This window comes from Plantactinospora sp. DSM 117369, from assembly GCF_053764795.1.
In genome coordinates this window covers 3,624,071-3,639,541 of sequence record NZ_CM132446.1, presented here as the reverse complement: position 1 = coordinate 3,639,541, position 15,471 = coordinate 3,624,071, and the positions used below count along the sequence as shown (strand labels likewise).

The 15,471-nt window shown below is 72.8% G+C and carries 14 protein-coding genes; 7 read left to right on the top strand and 7 right to left on the bottom strand.

What is annotated here, in order from left to right:
• Positions 1-11: 11 nt before the first annotated feature.
• The 5 genes from ACSMXO_RS15865 to ACSMXO_RS15845 are packed head-to-tail and all read right to left on the bottom strand — an operon-like array spanning position 12 to position 3,379.
• Complete coding sequence (locus ACSMXO_RS15865) at positions 12-1,367, bottom strand: MFS transporter (RefSeq protein WP_455418318.1); 1,356 nt, start codon at positions 1,365-1,367, stop codon at positions 12-14.
• 9 nt (positions 1,368-1,376) lie between these two features.
• Entirely contained in the window at positions 1,377-1,871 is a 495-nt protein-coding gene (locus ACSMXO_RS15860) for an N-acetyltransferase family protein (RefSeq protein WP_455418317.1), read from the bottom strand.
• On the bottom strand, positions 1,865-2,206 hold the full coding sequence (locus tag ACSMXO_RS15855; protein WP_455418316.1) for an ArsR/SmtB family transcription factor: 342 nt from the start codon (positions 2,204-2,206) through the stop codon (positions 1,865-1,867). Before ACSMXO_RS15855 ends, ACSMXO_RS15860 begins: the two co-directional genes overlap by 7 nt.
• Before the next feature lie 49 nt (positions 2,207-2,255).
• Positions 2,256-3,215, bottom strand: a complete 960-nt coding sequence (locus ACSMXO_RS15850) for an anti-sigma factor RsbA family regulatory protein (RefSeq protein ID WP_455418315.1) — start codon at positions 3,213-3,215, stop codon at positions 2,256-2,258.
• A complete protein-coding gene (locus ACSMXO_RS15845; protein WP_346256594.1) occupies positions 3,212-3,379 on the bottom strand; it encodes a hypothetical protein in 168 nt (55 codons plus the stop codon). Before ACSMXO_RS15845 ends, ACSMXO_RS15850 begins: the two co-directional genes overlap by 4 nt.
• Positions 3,380-3,541: 162 nt before the next feature.
• Here ACSMXO_RS15845 and ACSMXO_RS15840 point away from each other — a divergent pair, with 162 nt between their 5' ends.
• Positions 3,542-4,117, top strand: a complete 576-nt coding sequence (locus ACSMXO_RS15840) for a Dps family protein (protein WP_455418314.1) — start codon at positions 3,542-3,544, stop codon at positions 4,115-4,117.
• Between the two features lie 8 nt (positions 4,118-4,125).
• On the opposite strand, the gene ACSMXO_RS15835 is transcribed toward ACSMXO_RS15840, so the two are convergent.
• Together ACSMXO_RS15835 and nhaA are read right to left on the bottom strand one after the other, a co-directional pair.
• Positions 4,126-6,081, bottom strand: coding sequence for a galactose-binding domain-containing protein (locus ACSMXO_RS15835; RefSeq protein WP_455418313.1), 1,956 nt, complete (start codon positions 6,079-6,081; stop codon positions 4,126-4,128).
• Between the two features lie 134 nt (positions 6,082-6,215).
• Positions 6,216-8,123 (bottom strand): Na+/H+ antiporter NhaA, encoded by a 1,908-nt coding sequence (nhaA, locus tag ACSMXO_RS15830; protein ID WP_346256591.1) that lies wholly within the window; start codon positions 8,121-8,123, stop codon positions 6,216-6,218.
• A 249-nt stretch (positions 8,124-8,372) separates the two neighbouring features.
• Here nhaA and ACSMXO_RS15825 point away from each other — a divergent pair, with 249 nt between their 5' ends.
• The 6 genes from ACSMXO_RS15825 (at position 8,373) to ACSMXO_RS15800 (ending at position 15,425) form a co-directional block, all read left to right on the top strand.
• Positions 8,373-8,495 (top strand): 50S ribosomal protein L36, encoded by a 123-nt coding sequence (locus ACSMXO_RS15825; protein WP_030490864.1) that lies wholly within the window; start codon positions 8,373-8,375, stop codon positions 8,493-8,495.
• Positions 8,496-8,772: 277 nt separating this feature from the next.
• On the top strand, positions 8,773-11,151 hold the full coding sequence (locus ACSMXO_RS15820) for an ATP-binding protein (RefSeq protein WP_346256590.1): 2,379 nt from the start codon (positions 8,773-8,775) through the stop codon (positions 11,149-11,151).
• 1,330 nt (positions 11,152-12,481) lie between these two features.
• On the top strand, positions 12,482-12,865 hold the full coding sequence (locus tag ACSMXO_RS15815; RefSeq protein ID WP_346256589.1) for a hypothetical protein: 384 nt from the start codon (positions 12,482-12,484) through the stop codon (positions 12,863-12,865).
• Positions 12,866-12,881: 16 nt separating this feature from the next.
• The gene (locus ACSMXO_RS15810) at positions 12,882-14,681 is read left to right on the top strand and encodes a hypothetical protein (RefSeq protein WP_455418312.1); all 1,800 of its coding nucleotides are present in this window, start codon (positions 12,882-12,884) and stop codon (positions 14,679-14,681) included.
• Positions 14,678-14,863: a hypothetical protein gene (locus tag ACSMXO_RS15805; protein ID WP_346256587.1), complete on the top strand. Its 186-nt coding sequence runs from the start codon at positions 14,678-14,680 to the stop codon at positions 14,861-14,863. Before ACSMXO_RS15810 ends, ACSMXO_RS15805 begins: the two co-directional genes overlap by 4 nt.
• A gap of 4 nt (positions 14,864-14,867) precedes the next feature.
• Entirely contained in the window at positions 14,868-15,425 is a 558-nt protein-coding gene (locus tag ACSMXO_RS15800) for a hypothetical protein (protein ID WP_455418311.1), read from the top strand.
• Positions 15,426-15,471 lie beyond the last annotated feature (46 nt).

Genomic DNA, 15,471 nt, shown 5'->3' with positions numbered 1-15,471 from the left:
GCACTAATTGATCAATTTCTAGTATCGCCTGCGGAAAGGTGTTCCGACAGGGGGTGTTCCACTCGGGACCGCGGTGCCGGCGTACCAGCCCGGGCCAGGATTCCGGCGGCGGCGACGCAGCAGACTCCGCCGACCGTGGCCAGCACCGGCGGGTAGCCCCCGGCGACCTGGAGCAGCCCCGCCGCGCCGAGCGGCGCCACCGCCCTGACCAGGGTGACCGGGGCGGCGAGCAGGCCGGCGACGCTGCCGTACGCGGCGGCGCCGTACCGGTCCGCGAGCAGCGCCGGGGCGGCGAGGCTGGCCACGCCGAACCCGAGCCCGAACGCGGTGACCGCGAGCGCGGCGCCGACCCGGGTGGTGGCGGCCAGCGGCAGGCAGAACGCGGCGGCGGCCTGGATGCCGAAGACCGTCGCCACCAGAGTGGTCAGCCGGACTCCACGTTGGGCGGCGGCCAGCAGCAGCCGCCCGGTCACCGACATCACGCCGAGCAGTCCGGCCACGGTGGCGGCGAAGGTGGCGGGATGGCCACGTTCGACGAGGAAGCCCACCAGGTGCACCGTCATGGTGCTCATCGCCCCGCTGTGCGCGACGAACGCGACCGCGATACACCAGAACCGGCCGTCCCGCAGCGCCGCCCGGACCACCGCCGCCCGCACCGCCGGATCATCGCGCGGGGCGGGGTCCCGCTCGGAGGCGGCCAGCGCCGAGGCGCGGGACTCCGCACAGGTCGCCGCCGACCGGGGCGGCCGCCGCAGCACGAGCGCGTGCAGCGGTACCGCGACCAGCCCGTAGCCGCCGGCGAGCACGAGCAACGCGGTCCGCCAGTCGTACCGGGCGACCAACTGGCCGGTCAGCGGCAGGAAGACGGTGCTGGCGAAGCCGGCCACCAGAATCATCCCGAGCAGTGCCCGGGACCGGCGGGCCGGGTCGAACCAGGAGATGATGACGGCGGTGGCCGCCTCGTACAGCACCATGGCCATGGTCAGGCCGAGGCCGATCAGCACCAGGTAGAGCTGGGCGACGGTGCGTACCTGGGACCAGGCGACGAGCAGGCCGGTGGCGAGCAGCGAGCCGACGGTCATCAGCCCCCGCCCGCCGTACCGGTCCAGCCACCGGCCCACCGGCACCGCCAGCACCGCCCAGCCGAGCAGGGCGCTGGTGAAGGCGCCGGTCAGCACCGTGGCCGAGGTCTCCAACGACGCGGCCATCGGGTGCAGCAGGACGGCGAAGGGGTAGTAGAGGGTGCCGTACCCGACGGTCTGGGTGACGGCCAGCGCCGCGACGATCCGCCAGCCGGGGAACCCGCTCCGGCGACCGGCACGGAGCCTGCTCCGGCGACCGGGGCGTGACAGGTCGGTGCCGGCCACCTCGCGGAATCAGCCGATCACGGGACTGCGCCGCTCCAGCAGCACCACGTCACGCCACTTGCCGTGATGCCGCCCGACCCGCTCCCGTACGCCGACGACCCGGAAGCCGGCCCGCTCGTGCAGGGTGAGGCTGGCCGCGTTCTCCGGGAACACCCCGGACTGGATCGTCCAGATCCCGGCGGCCTCGGTCGAGGCGATCAGCCCGTCCAGCAGGGCCCGCGCCACGCCCCGGCCCTGGGCGGCGGGGTGTACGTAGACGGAGTGTGCGACCACCCCGGCGTAGACGGCCCGGGCGGAGACCGCGGTGACCGCCACCCAGCCGAGCACCGTACCGGCGTCGTCCACCGCGACCAGCCGGTGCGCGGCGAGCCGACCGGCGTCGAACGCCGGCCAGCTCGGCGCGGTGGTCTCGAAGCTGGCCTGCCCGGTGTCCAGCCCGGCCTGGTAGATCGCCAGTACCGCGGCGGCATCACCCGGCTCCATCGCCCGGATCCGCATCAGCATCCTCCGATCGCCGTCGGGGCGGGCCTGCCCATCACCACGTCGGCCGCGGAGGGAAAGCAGCCGACGCAGATCTCGTTGATCCGATAGTGCCGGGCGGTGCCGACCTGTTCGACCAGGACGAACCGCACGTCGGCGAGGATCTTCAGGTGCTGCGACACCGTGGACTGCGCCAGCCCCACCGCCGCGACGAGTTCGCCGACGCTCATCGGCCGGCCCTCCCGGGCCAGGTACGCCACGATCTGCACCCGGCTCGGGTCGGCCAGCGCCCGGAACCAGGACGCGTACTCGACCGCGACCGACCGGTCCAGCAACTCGGCCACCAGCTCCACCTTCATCGTTGGCGGACGATTGATGCTGCCACTCTATCGGAGCCCGAGCCGGGCGTCAGTCGGTGAAGTGTGGATTTCCGGCGGTCAGCCGGAGGGTGAAGGCACCCTGGCTCCTGGTGAGCACCACGTGGTTGCACGACTGATAGGTGATCCACAGGCCGAGCCCACCCGTGCCGCCGTCGGCCGCCGGCAGCAGCCCGGCGAACGGGTCCTCCGGGCCGCCACCGCCGTCGCTGACCGCAACGACGATGCGGTCCATGCCGGCCCAGAGCCGGAACCGGACCGGCGGGCGGCCGTGCCGCAGCGCGTTGGTCACCGTCTCGCTGACCGCGACGACCAGGTCCTCGACCTCCTCGGTGCGGAGCACTCCAGAGTCGGCCTCGTAAACCGCCTGCCGGGCCCGGATCGGGGACGGATCGACGAGTTCGACGAGCGGTGGCGTCCGCTGGAGCGGATCGGGCAGCGGCGGCCGCTCCTCCGTCAGGTACGCCTTCGGCTCGGTGTACGTCTCACTGGGCCGGCGGCCGTCCGCCGTGACCACCCGCGGGTGGGTACGCAGCACGTCCGCGAGCACCGGCGCCGGAGTGATCCGGGTGTCGTACGCGCACATGCTCCAGAGCGGGAAGCTGTCGTACGCATAGTTGATCGCCGATTCGTAGCGGGCCCACCAGTCCCAGGTCGCGCCGAGCGCGGCCGGCGGCACCTCCCCGATGATCCGGATCTGCCGGGCGCCCTCGGCGACGTATCCGGCCAGCATCCGCTGGTAGCTCCGGATCGCGGCGGCGGGGCGGGCGTAGAGATCGCCGCCGGGCAGGAAGGTGACGCCCGAGCCGGCGGGCAGCGCGGCCCGGACCAGCGCCCCCGTCCGCTCGCCGAGGGAGACCACCGTCGGCTCTCCGGCCGAGACGCCGCCGAGCAGGAACGGCAGCACGACGGCGAGCAGCTCGTCGTCGGAGCGGTACGGCACGGCCTCGTGGTAGTAACCCTCGTGGCCGGCGGCGGCGCCTGTCCTCATCGAGCCGCCTCGACCCGCACTCCGGACAGCCCGAGCAGTTCGACGAGGCGGGCGGCGGCGCTCCACGAGGTCCCCGGTACGACGGTCAGGACCTCCGGGACGTTGGTCACCGGGTGCAGGCAGGCCAGCTCGGCGACCGTCCGGTCGATCATGCTGGCGCCCACATCCGAGAGTCTAGGCCGCGCCAGCTCGCCGGTCACCCGCCGGGTAACCGGCCCGTCGCCCTCTGATCCGGCGGTGACCCGGGCCGGTCCGGGGGTTTGCCGGGGCGGCACCCGGGTAGGCGCCTGTCTCCTATCACCGTCGCCGGTCGGAAGGGGCGTGCGATGAGCGGTCCGGGGCAAACCGTCGGAAGTCAACCGTGGCTGCACCAGCACGACGGGCGGATCCAGGAGTTCGGCACCGTACGGCAGTTTCCGCTCGGGCTCTCCTCGGACGCCCGGATGTACTCCTGCCAGCGGCTCAACCGGGTCCTGGCCGACACCCAGATTCTGTACGCCCTCTACAAGAAGCATCACTGGTTGATGCGCGGGCCCACCTTCTACCAGCTCCACCTGCTGCTCGACAAGCACGCCGGCGAGCAACTGGCGCTGGTCGACATGCTCGCCGAACGGGTGCAGACGCTCGGCGGGGTGGCGGTCGGCGACCCCCGGCACGTCGCCGAGATCACCCGGATCCCCCGGCCGCCGGACGGGGCCGAGCAGGTGCCGGTGATGCTGTCCCGGCTGCTGGAGGCGCACGAGATCATCCTGATCGAGGTACGCGACGCCGCCCGGCGGGTGGCCGAACTCGGCGACGACGGCAGCAACGACGTGCTGGTGTCGAACGTGCTGCGGACCGGCGAGCTTCAGGCGTGGTTCCTCGCCGAGCACCTGGTCGAGGTGCCGCTGGCCCGGACCTGACCGGAGGACTAGCTCGGATAGACCTCCAGCTCGGAGAGCTGACCGGCGGGCCAGCCGGTGTTGCCGGTGAACTCCAGCCGGACGTACCGGGTCGGGGTCGCCGGGAAGGTGACCGTGACGGTGTTGCCGCTGGCCGGGTTGAACTGCCGCCCGGCCGAGGCCGACAGGGTGGTGAAGGAGCTGCCGTCGGTGCTGCCGCGCACCGCCAGGGTCTGGGTACGGGTGCCCCAGGCGGGCGAGGGTGGCAGCTTCAGCACCAGCCGCCCGACCGCCGTGCTGGCCCCGAGGTCGACCTGCACCCACTGCGGGAAGACGTGGTTGGGACTCTCCCAGTAGCTGTCCGGGTTGCCGTCCACGACGTTGCCCGAGCCGTAGTTCTGGGTGTGCCCGCTCTCGGCGGTCGGCCGGCCGCGCGCCAGGTTGGTGGCCGGGGCCGGGTCGGTGGTCACGGTCACCGGATTCGACGGCGCGGAGACGTTGCCGGCGCCGTCCCGGGCGACCACCGTGAAGGTGTAGCTGGTCGCGGGGTGGAGCCCGGTCACCTGGTACGACGTGCCGGTCGGCGAGCCGAGCACGCTCGAACCCTGCCGGACCTGGTAGCCGGTCACCCCGCCGTCGTCGGTCGACGCCGTCCAGGCCAGCGAGACGCTGCTGGCCGTCTTCGCGGTGACGGTCAGGTTGCCCGGTGCGGTGGGCGGGGTGCCCGTGCCGCCGGCCACCGGCGGGGTCGGCCGGACCGGGGTCAGCGCGAGCTGACCCTTGAGCATCCGGCCACCGTCGGCGGTGATCCGCAGGTAGTAGTCGGACGAGCAGAACGTGCCGTCCTCGTCCAGTGCCCGGATGCCGGCTCCGGCCGGAGTGGTCGCCTGGGTCTCGCTGGTCTTGGCGATCTGGTTGCCCTCGTTGAACTCGTCGAACATCGAGACGTAGAGGCCCTGGGCACCGAGCCGGATCATGTTGTAGAGGTGCCGCCAGTAGAAGTCGCCGTGCCGGCGGTGCCCGGAGGAGAGGTCGCCCGGCATCACGCACGGCTGGTAGTCGATCCCCCGGGCGTTGCAGTCGGCCTGGTCGGGCTGGTTGACGTTGGTGTAGAACCAGTCCAGCCCGTCGAGGGTGCCGGTGCGGCCGACCATCCACGGCGAGATCATGTTGAACGCGTGGTAGACGTCGAGGAACCCGGGCCGGGAGTCGTTGATCCCCTCCCGCCAGTACGTCGGCACCCCGCCGATCACGTAGCAGCCCTGTGCCTTGAACCAGTTGACCACGTCCAGGCAGGGCGCCGGCGGAAACGGGCGACCGGGGTCGTTGAAGCCGAAGCCCCAGATGCAGACGACCGGCTTGCCGTTCTGCCGGGCGTACGCCGCTGAGGCGGTGTGCGCCGACATCTTCGTCGACCAGTCGATCTTGATCTCCGGCTGGAAGTTCGTCCAGCTCGTGACGTCGTACATGATGTAGTACTTCCGACCGAACCGCTCGGCCGCGTCCCGGACCTTGGCGGCCATCGCGTCCCGGGTCGGTCCCTCGTCGCCCATCGGGTTGAACCGTTGCAGCGCGGCGGTGTCGCAGTTGTGGTCCCGCATCCACCGGAAGTGCGTGTCGACGGTCTGCTGGTCGTAGGAGGAGAAGAGCTCGGCCGGCGCCCCGTTGCCGAGGTTCGGGTACGCCGTCGGGTAGCCCCGGCTCAGCTCGCGCATGTCCGGCCAGGAGACGATGGTGGTGTTGCTCGGCGAGGGCGGCTGGAACCGGTCGCGGCTCCAGTGCCACCAGCCGCCGATCGGCGCGCCGTCGCCGGGGCAGGCGAACCAGCCCTGGTAGCCGACCGAGATCTTGCCGACCACGTCGCCGGGCGGACTCGCCGCGCCGGCCGGGCCGGTCATCGCCGCGAGCAGTTCGGTGGTGGAGACGGCGGCCAGGGCTGAACCGGCCGCTGCGGACATCAGGAATCGTCGGCGTGCTACCGCCATGGCTGCCGCTCCTCGGGGGGAAGGGATGCGGATCGATGCCTTAGCCTGCCAGGACCCGACACATTCTCGCAATAGTCCGACGCCGGACTGAAAGATTCGGGGCAGAGGGCGGAAAGAAGAGAATCGGTTTGGGCTCAGTCCCGGCCCGACCGCCGGTCCCGGCGCGGCTGGATCCGGGCCCGCGCCCGGGCCACCTTGACCGCCCGGGTCAGGGTCTCGATGTCGTACGCCCCGTAGTGCCGGCGGTCGTTGATGAAGAAGGTCGGGGTGCCGGAGACTCCGCTGACGTCGGCCGAGTCCACGTCCTTGGCGACCCGGGCCGCGTGCTCGTTCGTCATCAGGTCCGCCTGGAACTGCTCCTGGTCGAGCCCGAGCTGGCCGGCGTACCCGACCAGGTCGTCGAGGCGCAGCCGGTCCTGGTGGTCGAGCAGCAGGTCGTGCATCTCCCAGAAGGCGCCCTGGGCGGCCGCCGCCTCCGCCGCCTCCGCCGCGAGCTGTGCCTGCGGATGGACGTCGGTCAACGGCAGGTGCCGCCAGACGTAACGCAGGTCGGCGTCGGTCAGCAGCTCGCGTACCGCGGGTTCGGCCTGGCCGCAGTACGGGCACTGGAAGTCGCCGTACTCGACCACCGTGACGGAGGCGTCCGCCGGACCGCGAACATGGTCCCGGCGGGGGTCGACCGGCGGGGCAAGGTCGAGGAGCTGGTCCGCGTCGCCGAGCAGCGCACGGGTCCGTCGCGGCTTCGGCAGCGCCGCGGTGATCCGGAAGACGACCCAGGTGAGCAGGGAGGCGACCACCGACGCGGCCAGCACCCCGATCTTCGCCTCGGCGAGTTGGTCGCCGCGGAAGGCGAGCGTGGCGATCAGCAGCGACAGGGTGAAGCCGATGCCGGAGATGGTGCCGCTGGCGAGAACGCCGGCCCAGCCGACCGACGGCCGGATCCGGCCCCCGGAGATCTGCTGCACCAGCCAGGAGACCCCGGCGACCGCGACCGGCTTGCCGACGACGTACCCGAGGAAGACGCCGAGGGTCACCGGGGCGGTGACGGCCCGGGAGAGGAACTCGGCGTCGAGCGCGATACCGGCGTTGGCCAGGCCGAAGAGCGGGACGATGAGATAGCTCGACCACGGGTGGTACATCCGCTGGAGCCGGTCGTTGGGCGACAGGGAGCGGGTCAGGCCGATCGTGGCGCTGCGGGCCAGTTCGGCGGTGGGCTGCTCCCGGAACAGCTTGAACAGGCCGCTGGCGTACTCCAGGGCACCCCGGGCCGGCGAGTACGCGGTCGCGGTGAGGCCGATGGCGAGCCCGGCCACCACCGGCTCCACCCCGCTGGCCAGCAACGCGGCCCAGAGCGCGACGCAGAACGGGAGGTAGACCAAGCCGCGCCGCACCCCGAGCGCCCGCAGCCCGAGCAGTACCGCGAAGAGCCCGATCGCCACAACCAGCGGCAGCACGTCGACGTGCTCGGTGTAGACCACCGCGATCACGACCAGCGCCACCAGGTCGTCGACCACGAACACGGTCAGCAGGAAGATCCGCACCTGGTCGGGTACGCCACGGCCGAGCAGCGAGATCAGGCCGAGCGCGAGCGCGGTGTCGGTGGACATCGCCACGCCCCAGCCGTGCGCCCCGGGACCGCCCCGGTTGACCAGCAGGTAGATCCCGACCGGGACCGCCATCCCGACCACGCCCGCCGCGAGCGGGAGCACGAACCGCCGCCGGTCCCGCAGGTCGCCGAGGTCGAACTCCCGGCGCGCCTCCAGACCCACCACCAGGAAGAACAGGGTCATCAGGCCGCTGTTCACCCAGGTACGCAGGTCGTACGCCACGCCGACGCCGTCGAGCCGGATCGACAGCTCGGTGCCCCACACCGCCTCGTACGACGACGTGTGGATGTTCGCCCAGACCAGCGCCGCGGCGATGGCCGCCACCAGTATCCCGGCGCTGCCCGACTCGGTACGCGCGAACCGCCGCAGCGGCGCGGCGATGTCCTGGGCCCAGGCCGTCCGGCCGGAAAACCGGGACGAAGGCGGATCGGTCACCGGTATCCCCCGTCCGGTCAGCCATCTCCGCCCGGAGGCACGAACCCGACACACGGGCCTTCCGGGCGGGAACCCGGCCGCGCCTCGTCCGCGCCCGCTCCGGGTCTCGACCCCCGAGATTTACCACGTTCCGGCCGGTCGGCTGGGCCGCTCCGCCGAACCGTGTCGGGGAATCCGCACCCCGGAGCGGGCGTTGTGCCGGACGGAAACCGCGGAGAATCCGCCGGCAGCAGACGGAGGGGAGCAGTCATGAAGGTCCGCAGCTCGCTCCGGGCGTTGAAGCAGAAGCCGGGCTCGGTGGTGGTACGCCGGCGCGGCCGGGTGGTCGTGGTGAACCGCGCCAACCCGCAGTGGAAGAGCCGCCAGGGCTGACACCGGCCCGCCAGGTGCCGGGCGGAATTCGCCGAGGTCATCCGGTGGCCCGTCCCGCACCTGCCAGTCGGGCGTGCGGTCCGGTACCCGGCGGGACGAACGCGGCCGGCCAGCGACGCGGGTAGATATATTGTGTCGGTTCCACCACACTGAGCCTCTTCCACCTACCCCTTGCGCTGCGGTGGACGGCAGGGTCGGACGCGGTGCGTGAGCGTCGCCCGGTTCAGGTGGAGAAGGTTCACTGCGCAGGCCGATGTCCGCGAGGCATGGAGGACGGGTGACCGACTGGTCGGGCGAACGATCGCCGGGGCTGTCGCACCGGGACGTGGCCCGGGTGGAGACCGTCGCCGAACTGGCCGCGCTGCTGCGTCAACTCCGGCGCCGGGAGGCCCGGCTGGAGGGGGCGAGCCCGCTCACCTACCGCGATCTGGCGGCCAAGACCGGCTGGTCGCGGGGCATCCTCGGCGAGTACTTCGCCGGCCGGGTGCTGCCGCCCACCGACCGGTTCGACATCCTGATCCGGCTGCTCGGCGCCACCCCTGCCGAGCAGGGCGCCCTGGCCACCGCCCGGGACCGGGTCGAGGAACGACGCCGGTCCACCGGATCGGCCGGTCCGGTCGCCCCGGCCGTCCCGTCCCCGCGCCAGCTTCCGCCGGCCGTGCCCGGTTTCGCGGGCCGGGCCAGCCAGCTCGCCGAACTCGACCGGCTGCTGGAGGCCGATCCGGCCGCGCCGGTAGCGCTGATCACCGCCGTCTCCGGCACGGCCGGGGTCGGCAAGACCGCGCTGGCCCTGCACTGGGCGCACCGGGTCGCCGACCGGTTCGCCGACGGGCAGCTCTACCTCAACCTGCGCGGCTTCGACCCGGCCGGAGCGCCGGTCGCCCCGGCCGAGGCGGTCCGTACGATGCTCGACGCCCTCGGAGTGCCGCCGCAGCGGATCCCCGCGACCCTGGACGCGCAGGCGGCCCTCTACCGGGGGCTGCTCGCCGAACGGCACGTGCTGGTGGTGCTCGACAACGCGCGGGACGCCGACCAGGTACGCCCGCTGCTGCCCGGTGGCCCCGCCTGCCGGGTCCTGGTGACCAGCCGCAACCCGCTCGCCGGCCTGCTCAGCACCGGAGGCGCCCGACCGATCACCCTGGACCTGCTCACCCGCACCGAGGCCCGGCAGCTACTGGCCGCCCGGATCGGTGCCGCCCGGGTGGCGGCCGAACCAGAGGCCGTCGACGACATCGTCATCGCCTGCACCCGGCTACCGCTGGGGCTGGCGATCGTGGCGGCCCGGGCGGCGCTGCACCCCGAGTTTCCGCTCGGCGCGCTGGCCGGGGAACTCCGTGACGCTCGGGGCGGACTGGCCGCCTTCGCCGGCACCGATCCGGCCTCCGACGTACGCGCGGTCTTCTCCTGGTCGTACCGGGCGCTCAGTTCCGCCGCCGCCCGGCTGTTCCGGCTGCTCTCCCTGCACCCCGGACCCAGTGTCGGCGCACCGGCGGCAGCCAGCCTCGCCGGCCTGCCGCCGCACCAGGTCCGGCCGCTGCTCGCCGAGCTGACCGACGCCAACCTGGTCGCCGAGCAAGGCCCCGGCCGGTACGCCTGCCACGACCTGCTGGTCGCGTACGCGGCCGAGCTGACCGCCGGGATCGACCCGGAGCAGGAGCGGCGGGCCGCGAGCCGCCGGGTACTCGACCACTACCTGCACACGGCGCACGCCGCGGATCGCCGGTTGGACCCGCACCGCGACCCGATCCCGCTGCTGACCGCCTCGCCCGGCGTCACACCGGGGCAGATCGCCGACCACGGCGCCGCTCTTGCCTGGTTCGACGCCGAACTGCCGGCGCTGCTGGCGAGCGCGGAGGAGGCCGCCACCGCCCGGCTCGACCGGCACCTGTGCCGGCTGACCCGGACCATGGCGCACGCCCTGGAGCGCCGGGGACACTGGCACCGGTGGGCCGCGGTGCAGGAACTCGCCGTGGCGGCGGCCCAGCGGCTGAACGACCCGGCCGAGGAGGCACACGCCCGGCGGAGTCTCGGCCGGTCCCAGGTCCACCTCGGACGGATCGACCGGGCCACCGACCATTTCGAGACCGCACACCGGCTCTACCGGCTGGCCGCCGACCGGCTCGGACAGGGCCGGATCCAGTTCGACCTGAGCTGGATCGCGGTCCGGCAGGACCGCTACCCCGACGCGCTGCGGCACAGCAGGGAGGCGCTCGCGCTGTTCACCGCCGCGGGAAGCCGCTCCGGACAGGGTCGGGCGCTCAACAACATCGGCTGGTGCCTGAGCTGGCTCGGGCAGCACGAGGAGGCCGTCGACTACTGCCGACGGGCCCTCGACACGCTGCTGGAACTCGACGACCGGTTCGGCGCCGCCGACGGCTGGGACAGCCTCGGGCACGCCCAGCACGAGCTCGGCCGGTACCGGGAGGCGGCCGAGTCGTACCAGCAGTCGTACGCCCTCTGGCGGGAGTTGGGCCACCGCTATCAGGAGGCGGACCTGCTGGCCCGGCTCGGCGACACCCAGTCGGCGATCGGTGACCTCGACGCCGCCTCGGACACCTGGCACCGGGCGCTCGACATCCTGGACGACCTCGACCACCCGGACGCGGAGCAGGTGAAGGCCCGCCTGCACCGGGTCGGCCGGGCACCGGACCGCTGACCCCGGCATCCGGAATCGCCCCTCGATCGGACCCCGCCCGGCCGAGCACGCTCCCCGCACAGCCCGCAACTCTGGCGCGCCCCGCGCGTCGGTCGGGTCGGCCGGGTGGAGCCGTCCGCCCGGATCTCCGCGCGGCGTCCCTGATGCGGATGCCGGGTCGACGCGTGACCACGCCGACCCGGGCCCGCCCGGACACCCCCTCGCCGTCCGGGCGGCACCCGGGGCGGCCACCGCCGCCGGCCGGCCGCGCGGCTGGCGATGGCGAATCCGCGCCGGAGGGTCCGGCCGGCGGTGCCCTCCGGTGCCGCCGACGGGTGCGCGCGACCGACCCTGCCGCCCGGCGGGACAGAACTCCCGGGATCTTGGACCGGGTTGGACACGGTTGGACATGGCAGGCGGTCAGCGGCCGGGATGGGCGGACGCCCGGGCGCCCGGGTCGCGGGATGGGACGCCACGCTCGCCGTCACCGCGGCCGAGCAGACCCCGTCGATCCAGTAGCTCGCGGGCGGGCGGCGTGCCGACCGTTCGGGGTCGGCAGGTCCGGGTCGACAATACGATCCATTCGTCGAGCGACATGCCGGAATCGGGGGTCACTCCTCGACGGCGGAGATCGGATCCGGCATCGCCGATAGCTTCCGCTACCACCAGGGCACGCGGAATGCGCCGGCGGCGCAGGGGTCGGCGCATTAACGCCTGGAATGCGTACGCCAGGACCGGCGGCGGACTTCCGCCGGGTGTTTGCGCGGGAGCGCGCCTTGCAGGTGGCTATTGCACGGGCAAGCCATCGGCGCCGATGTCCACCCCTGCGCCGGACCACTTTCCGGCGATCACGATTTCCGGCTGGTACGCCGGGCTTGCCGGCACCGCCGGTACGGTCAGTACCGGCCGGACGTATGGCCAGAATCGCCTTGGTCGACAGGGCGGAGCGCTCCTGACCTGGTCCTCCATGATCGACAGTCCGAACCGGACCGACCCACCCGGCCGACGGCGATCGGCGGCGGTGACACCCCGGTCGGCCGACCGGAACAGACTTTCGGCCAACCCGTCGTACGGACGAACAAGTCACCCGACCGAATCGTTCCGCGACATCGACCGGACAGCCGGAACGATGGTTTTGTGTGAAAAAAAGCAGACGGTACGCTGGCCCGCACTTGAGGCCGTGGATAAGCTGCCTCCCGATTGCGCGCCACCCGATTAGCGCCACCCATTGCAAGCCCGCCCGAGTGCGCCAGGGATGCCGATGGACTTCTTTTCCCGCAGACGCGTCGAGAAACGCCATGATCAATCCACTACCGGCCTGCGCCGATCCGGCGACCTCCGGAGCACACCGTTGCGCAGGGCGAGGAAGCCTCGGCACTCCGGTCTGTTCGCGGCCGTCAGCCGGCTCGACACCGAGATCGACCCGGCGGCCCGCGCCGAGCTGGCCCGCTGGGTCCGGGAGCAGTACGAGACCGAGTACGGGGACATCCCGCTGGGCTTCATGGCGCGCTGCTACCTCGGCCCGCCCTACGTCGACCACCGGCTCGACCTGCTGCACGACATCGTGGAGCACTTCGCCCCCGCCGACGGAGTACCCGAGCCGTTCGCCCAGGCCAGGATGCTCGCCCGCAACGACGCGTACGCCTTCGTCGAGGTGTACGCCAGCGGCGAGATCCGGCCCGTCTTCGCCGACGGAACCGTCGTCTCCGACAGCGGCGGATCCGCTCCCGTCTAGCCGATTTGGACCGCCCATGTCTGAGATAGATCACCACCTTCGTCGCCAGGTCAACGAGGTGCAGCACGCGGTCGCCGCGCTGGACCACACGTTGGGCCTGGTCAACCAGCAGGTCTACGACATCGGCAACAAGCAGCAGGAGTCGCACGACAAGCTGCTGGAGCTGCGCGACGAGTTCCGCCGCCATGTCGCCCGGACCGAACGGATCGCCAACCTCCAGCGCGCCGAAACCCGGGTCGGGGCGTTGCAGGGCGAGCTGGAGCACCAGTTCGGCCACCACAAGGTGGTCCGGCGCACCGCGGTCGGGATGCTCCAGGCCTTCGACGTGGGGCTGGTCTCCGAGGAGACCGTCCGGGAGGTCGGCGAACAGCTCATGGTGCAGACCCCCAGATACTGGCTCGCCCCGGTGCTGGTCGCCCTCGCCGCGTGGGCCGGCGACGACCAGGACCTCTGCGGGCGCGCGATCGAGGAGGCGTTCCGCCGGTCACCGGACCGGACCTCCCTGTTCATGGCCCTGGTGTTGCGCCGCCAGGGCCGGCGGGCCAGCTCGGTGCGCTGGCTGCGGCACTACCTGGCCGCGCAGGACCCGGCGGCGCTGGGCCGGGACTTCGCGGTCATCCTGGAGGCGATCTCGCACGGCGCCTTCGGTCCGGCCGGCCTCGAACTCGTCCGGGACTTCCTCGACCGGTGCCGACGGCAACTGCTCTCCGACGAGTCGATGCAGCGCGCCCAGGTCGACCGGTGGCGGCACGAACTGGAGAGCCTGGTCGGCACGGTACCGGCCGCGGCCCGGTTCCCCCGGCTCGCCGAGGTGTCGCCGCAGTGGCCACAGATGGACACCGCGCTCGTCCGGGCCGAGAGCCACCGATCGGTGGTGGACAAGTACACCGCGATGCTGGCCGAGGAGATCGTGCCGAACGACCGGCTGGAGGACGCGGTCGACGACATCCTGGACCGGCTGGTCGCCGAGTACGACACCGAGGAGCTGCCACTGCGCCGGGAGCTGGCCCGGAGCCAGGCGGTCATCGCGCACGACGGCGACCTCGAAGCGGCCACCCGGACCGTCGACGCCGGGTCGGCCGCGCTGGAGAGCACCCTCGACTACCTGACGATCCAGACCACCGCCGCGCTCGACCCGGCCGCGATCGGAGTGTCCCGCTCGACCCAGCGGATAGCGGTCTCCGCCTGCCACGAGTGGCTCGGCACCGCGCACGCCGAGTTCACCCGCGACTACCGCCTGGTCGTACCGGCCGACGTGGAGGCGGCCTTCGAGGGGACGCACAACCCCGGCGCGCAGGCGTTCCAGCTACCGAGGTGGACCGGCTCGTTCACCCGGCCGTTGGAGGACCTGGAACGGTCCCTGGTGGACCACTGGGACCGGCACGGCAAGCCGTACATCGACGGGTTCGCGTTCAACTGGGGTAAGGCGCTGGTGTTGCCGATCGCGGTGCTAAGCGCCGTACTGCTGGTCTTCGGGGTATGCGGCAGCATCGGGTTCGGCCTGCTGGCGGCCGTGCTCGGCGGCGGCATCTGGGCGCTGGTGCTCTACAGCCAGTCCCAGGCCGCGCAGCGCCGGCAATCCGAAGCGGCGGAGTTGATCGCACGGGCCCGGCAGGACTCGCTCGCCCAACTGCGCGGCGCGCACGCCGAACTCACCGACTGGACCAGCCAGTTCAAGGCGGCCGACGGCACGGAGCCACAGGTCCGGACGCTCATCGCCGAACTCGCCAGCGCCGGGCAGACCGTCTCGCCGTACGAGCGGCGCACCGTCGCGGCCGCCGAGCAGGGTCACCGCGCAGACAGGAGCATGGCATGAACACCTCCCCTGACGCTCCGGCCGGGCCGACACCGGCGCCCGCCGCCGTACCGTGGGCCCGCCAGCCGGCCGTACCCGGGCAGCGCGCCACCGCCCGGACCCGGCGGATCGCCGACGGGCTGCCCGGCTGGGAGCCGCTGCCGCCCGGCGAGATCCTCGTCCAGCGTCCTCGCGGGCAGTGACGCGGTGTGGGGCGGCGGTGGACAGTACGCGGCCTGGGCCTCGTTCCTCGAACGCTGGGCCGCGGGTGAGCGGGTCGACCCGGACACGCTGCCGGCGCTGGAGCCGGCGGACTTCCCCGGCGACGGTTGGGAGCGACTGACCAACCGGATCAGCGACGCACTGTCCCGCCGGCTCCGGTCCTGGTCACAGGCGCTCGCCCGGTCGATGAGCCAGTCCCGGGACGAGTTCGAGGCGGCCCGGGCGCTCGGGCACGCCCGGTGGAGCCTCCAGCCGATCCGGGCGCTGGCCGGACACCCCGGCCTGCCCACCGAGCTCGCCGGGAAACTGGTCGAGGCGGTGGACCGGGGGGTGCGGGCGGCACAGCAGTCGCTCGTCGACGACCTCGACCTGGCCCGCCGCTCCGGCCTCGACGAGCGGATCGTCCAGGCCCGGCTGCGGACCGTCCGGGACAACCCGTTGACCGTGCTGGTCGGGCAGCCGGCCGAGGCCGAGCCACCCGGGCCGGCCGGATGGTACCCCGACCCGACCCGGACCACCCGACGCCGGATCATCGCCGACTGACTCCCGCACCCCGCCCCCGTGGCCCTGACCCGTTCCGGAAGGAGCG

What these genes read in the sequence shown, in the direction of transcription:
- ACSMXO_RS15835 (WP_455418313.1), bottom strand. Translation starts at nt 6,081, where the DNA reads ATGGCGGTAGCACGCCGACGATTCCTGATGTCCGCAGCGGCCGGTTCA.
- ACSMXO_RS15805 (WP_346256587.1), top strand. Translation starts at nt 14,678, where the DNA reads ATGAACACCTCCCCTGACGCTCCGGCCGGGCCGACACCGGCGCCCGCC.
- ACSMXO_RS15855 (WP_455418316.1), bottom strand. Translation starts at nt 2,206, where the DNA reads ATGAAGGTGGAGCTGGTGGCCGAGTTGCTGGACCGGTCGGTCGCGGTC.
- ACSMXO_RS15860 (WP_455418317.1), bottom strand. Translation starts at nt 1,871, where the DNA reads ATGCTGATGCGGATCCGGGCGATGGAGCCGGGTGATGCCGCCGCGGTA.
- ACSMXO_RS15840 (WP_455418314.1), top strand. Translation starts at nt 3,542, where the DNA reads ATGAGCGGTCCGGGGCAAACCGTCGGAAGTCAACCGTGGCTGCACCAG.
- ACSMXO_RS15825 (WP_030490864.1), top strand. Translation starts at nt 8,373, where the DNA reads ATGAAGGTCCGCAGCTCGCTCCGGGCGTTGAAGCAGAAGCCGGGCTCG.
- ACSMXO_RS15810 (WP_455418312.1), top strand. Translation starts at nt 12,882, where the DNA reads ATGTCTGAGATAGATCACCACCTTCGTCGCCAGGTCAACGAGGTGCAG.
- ACSMXO_RS15850 (WP_455418315.1), bottom strand. Translation starts at nt 3,215, where the DNA reads ATGAGGACAGGCGCCGCCGCCGGCCACGAGGGTTACTACCACGAGGCC.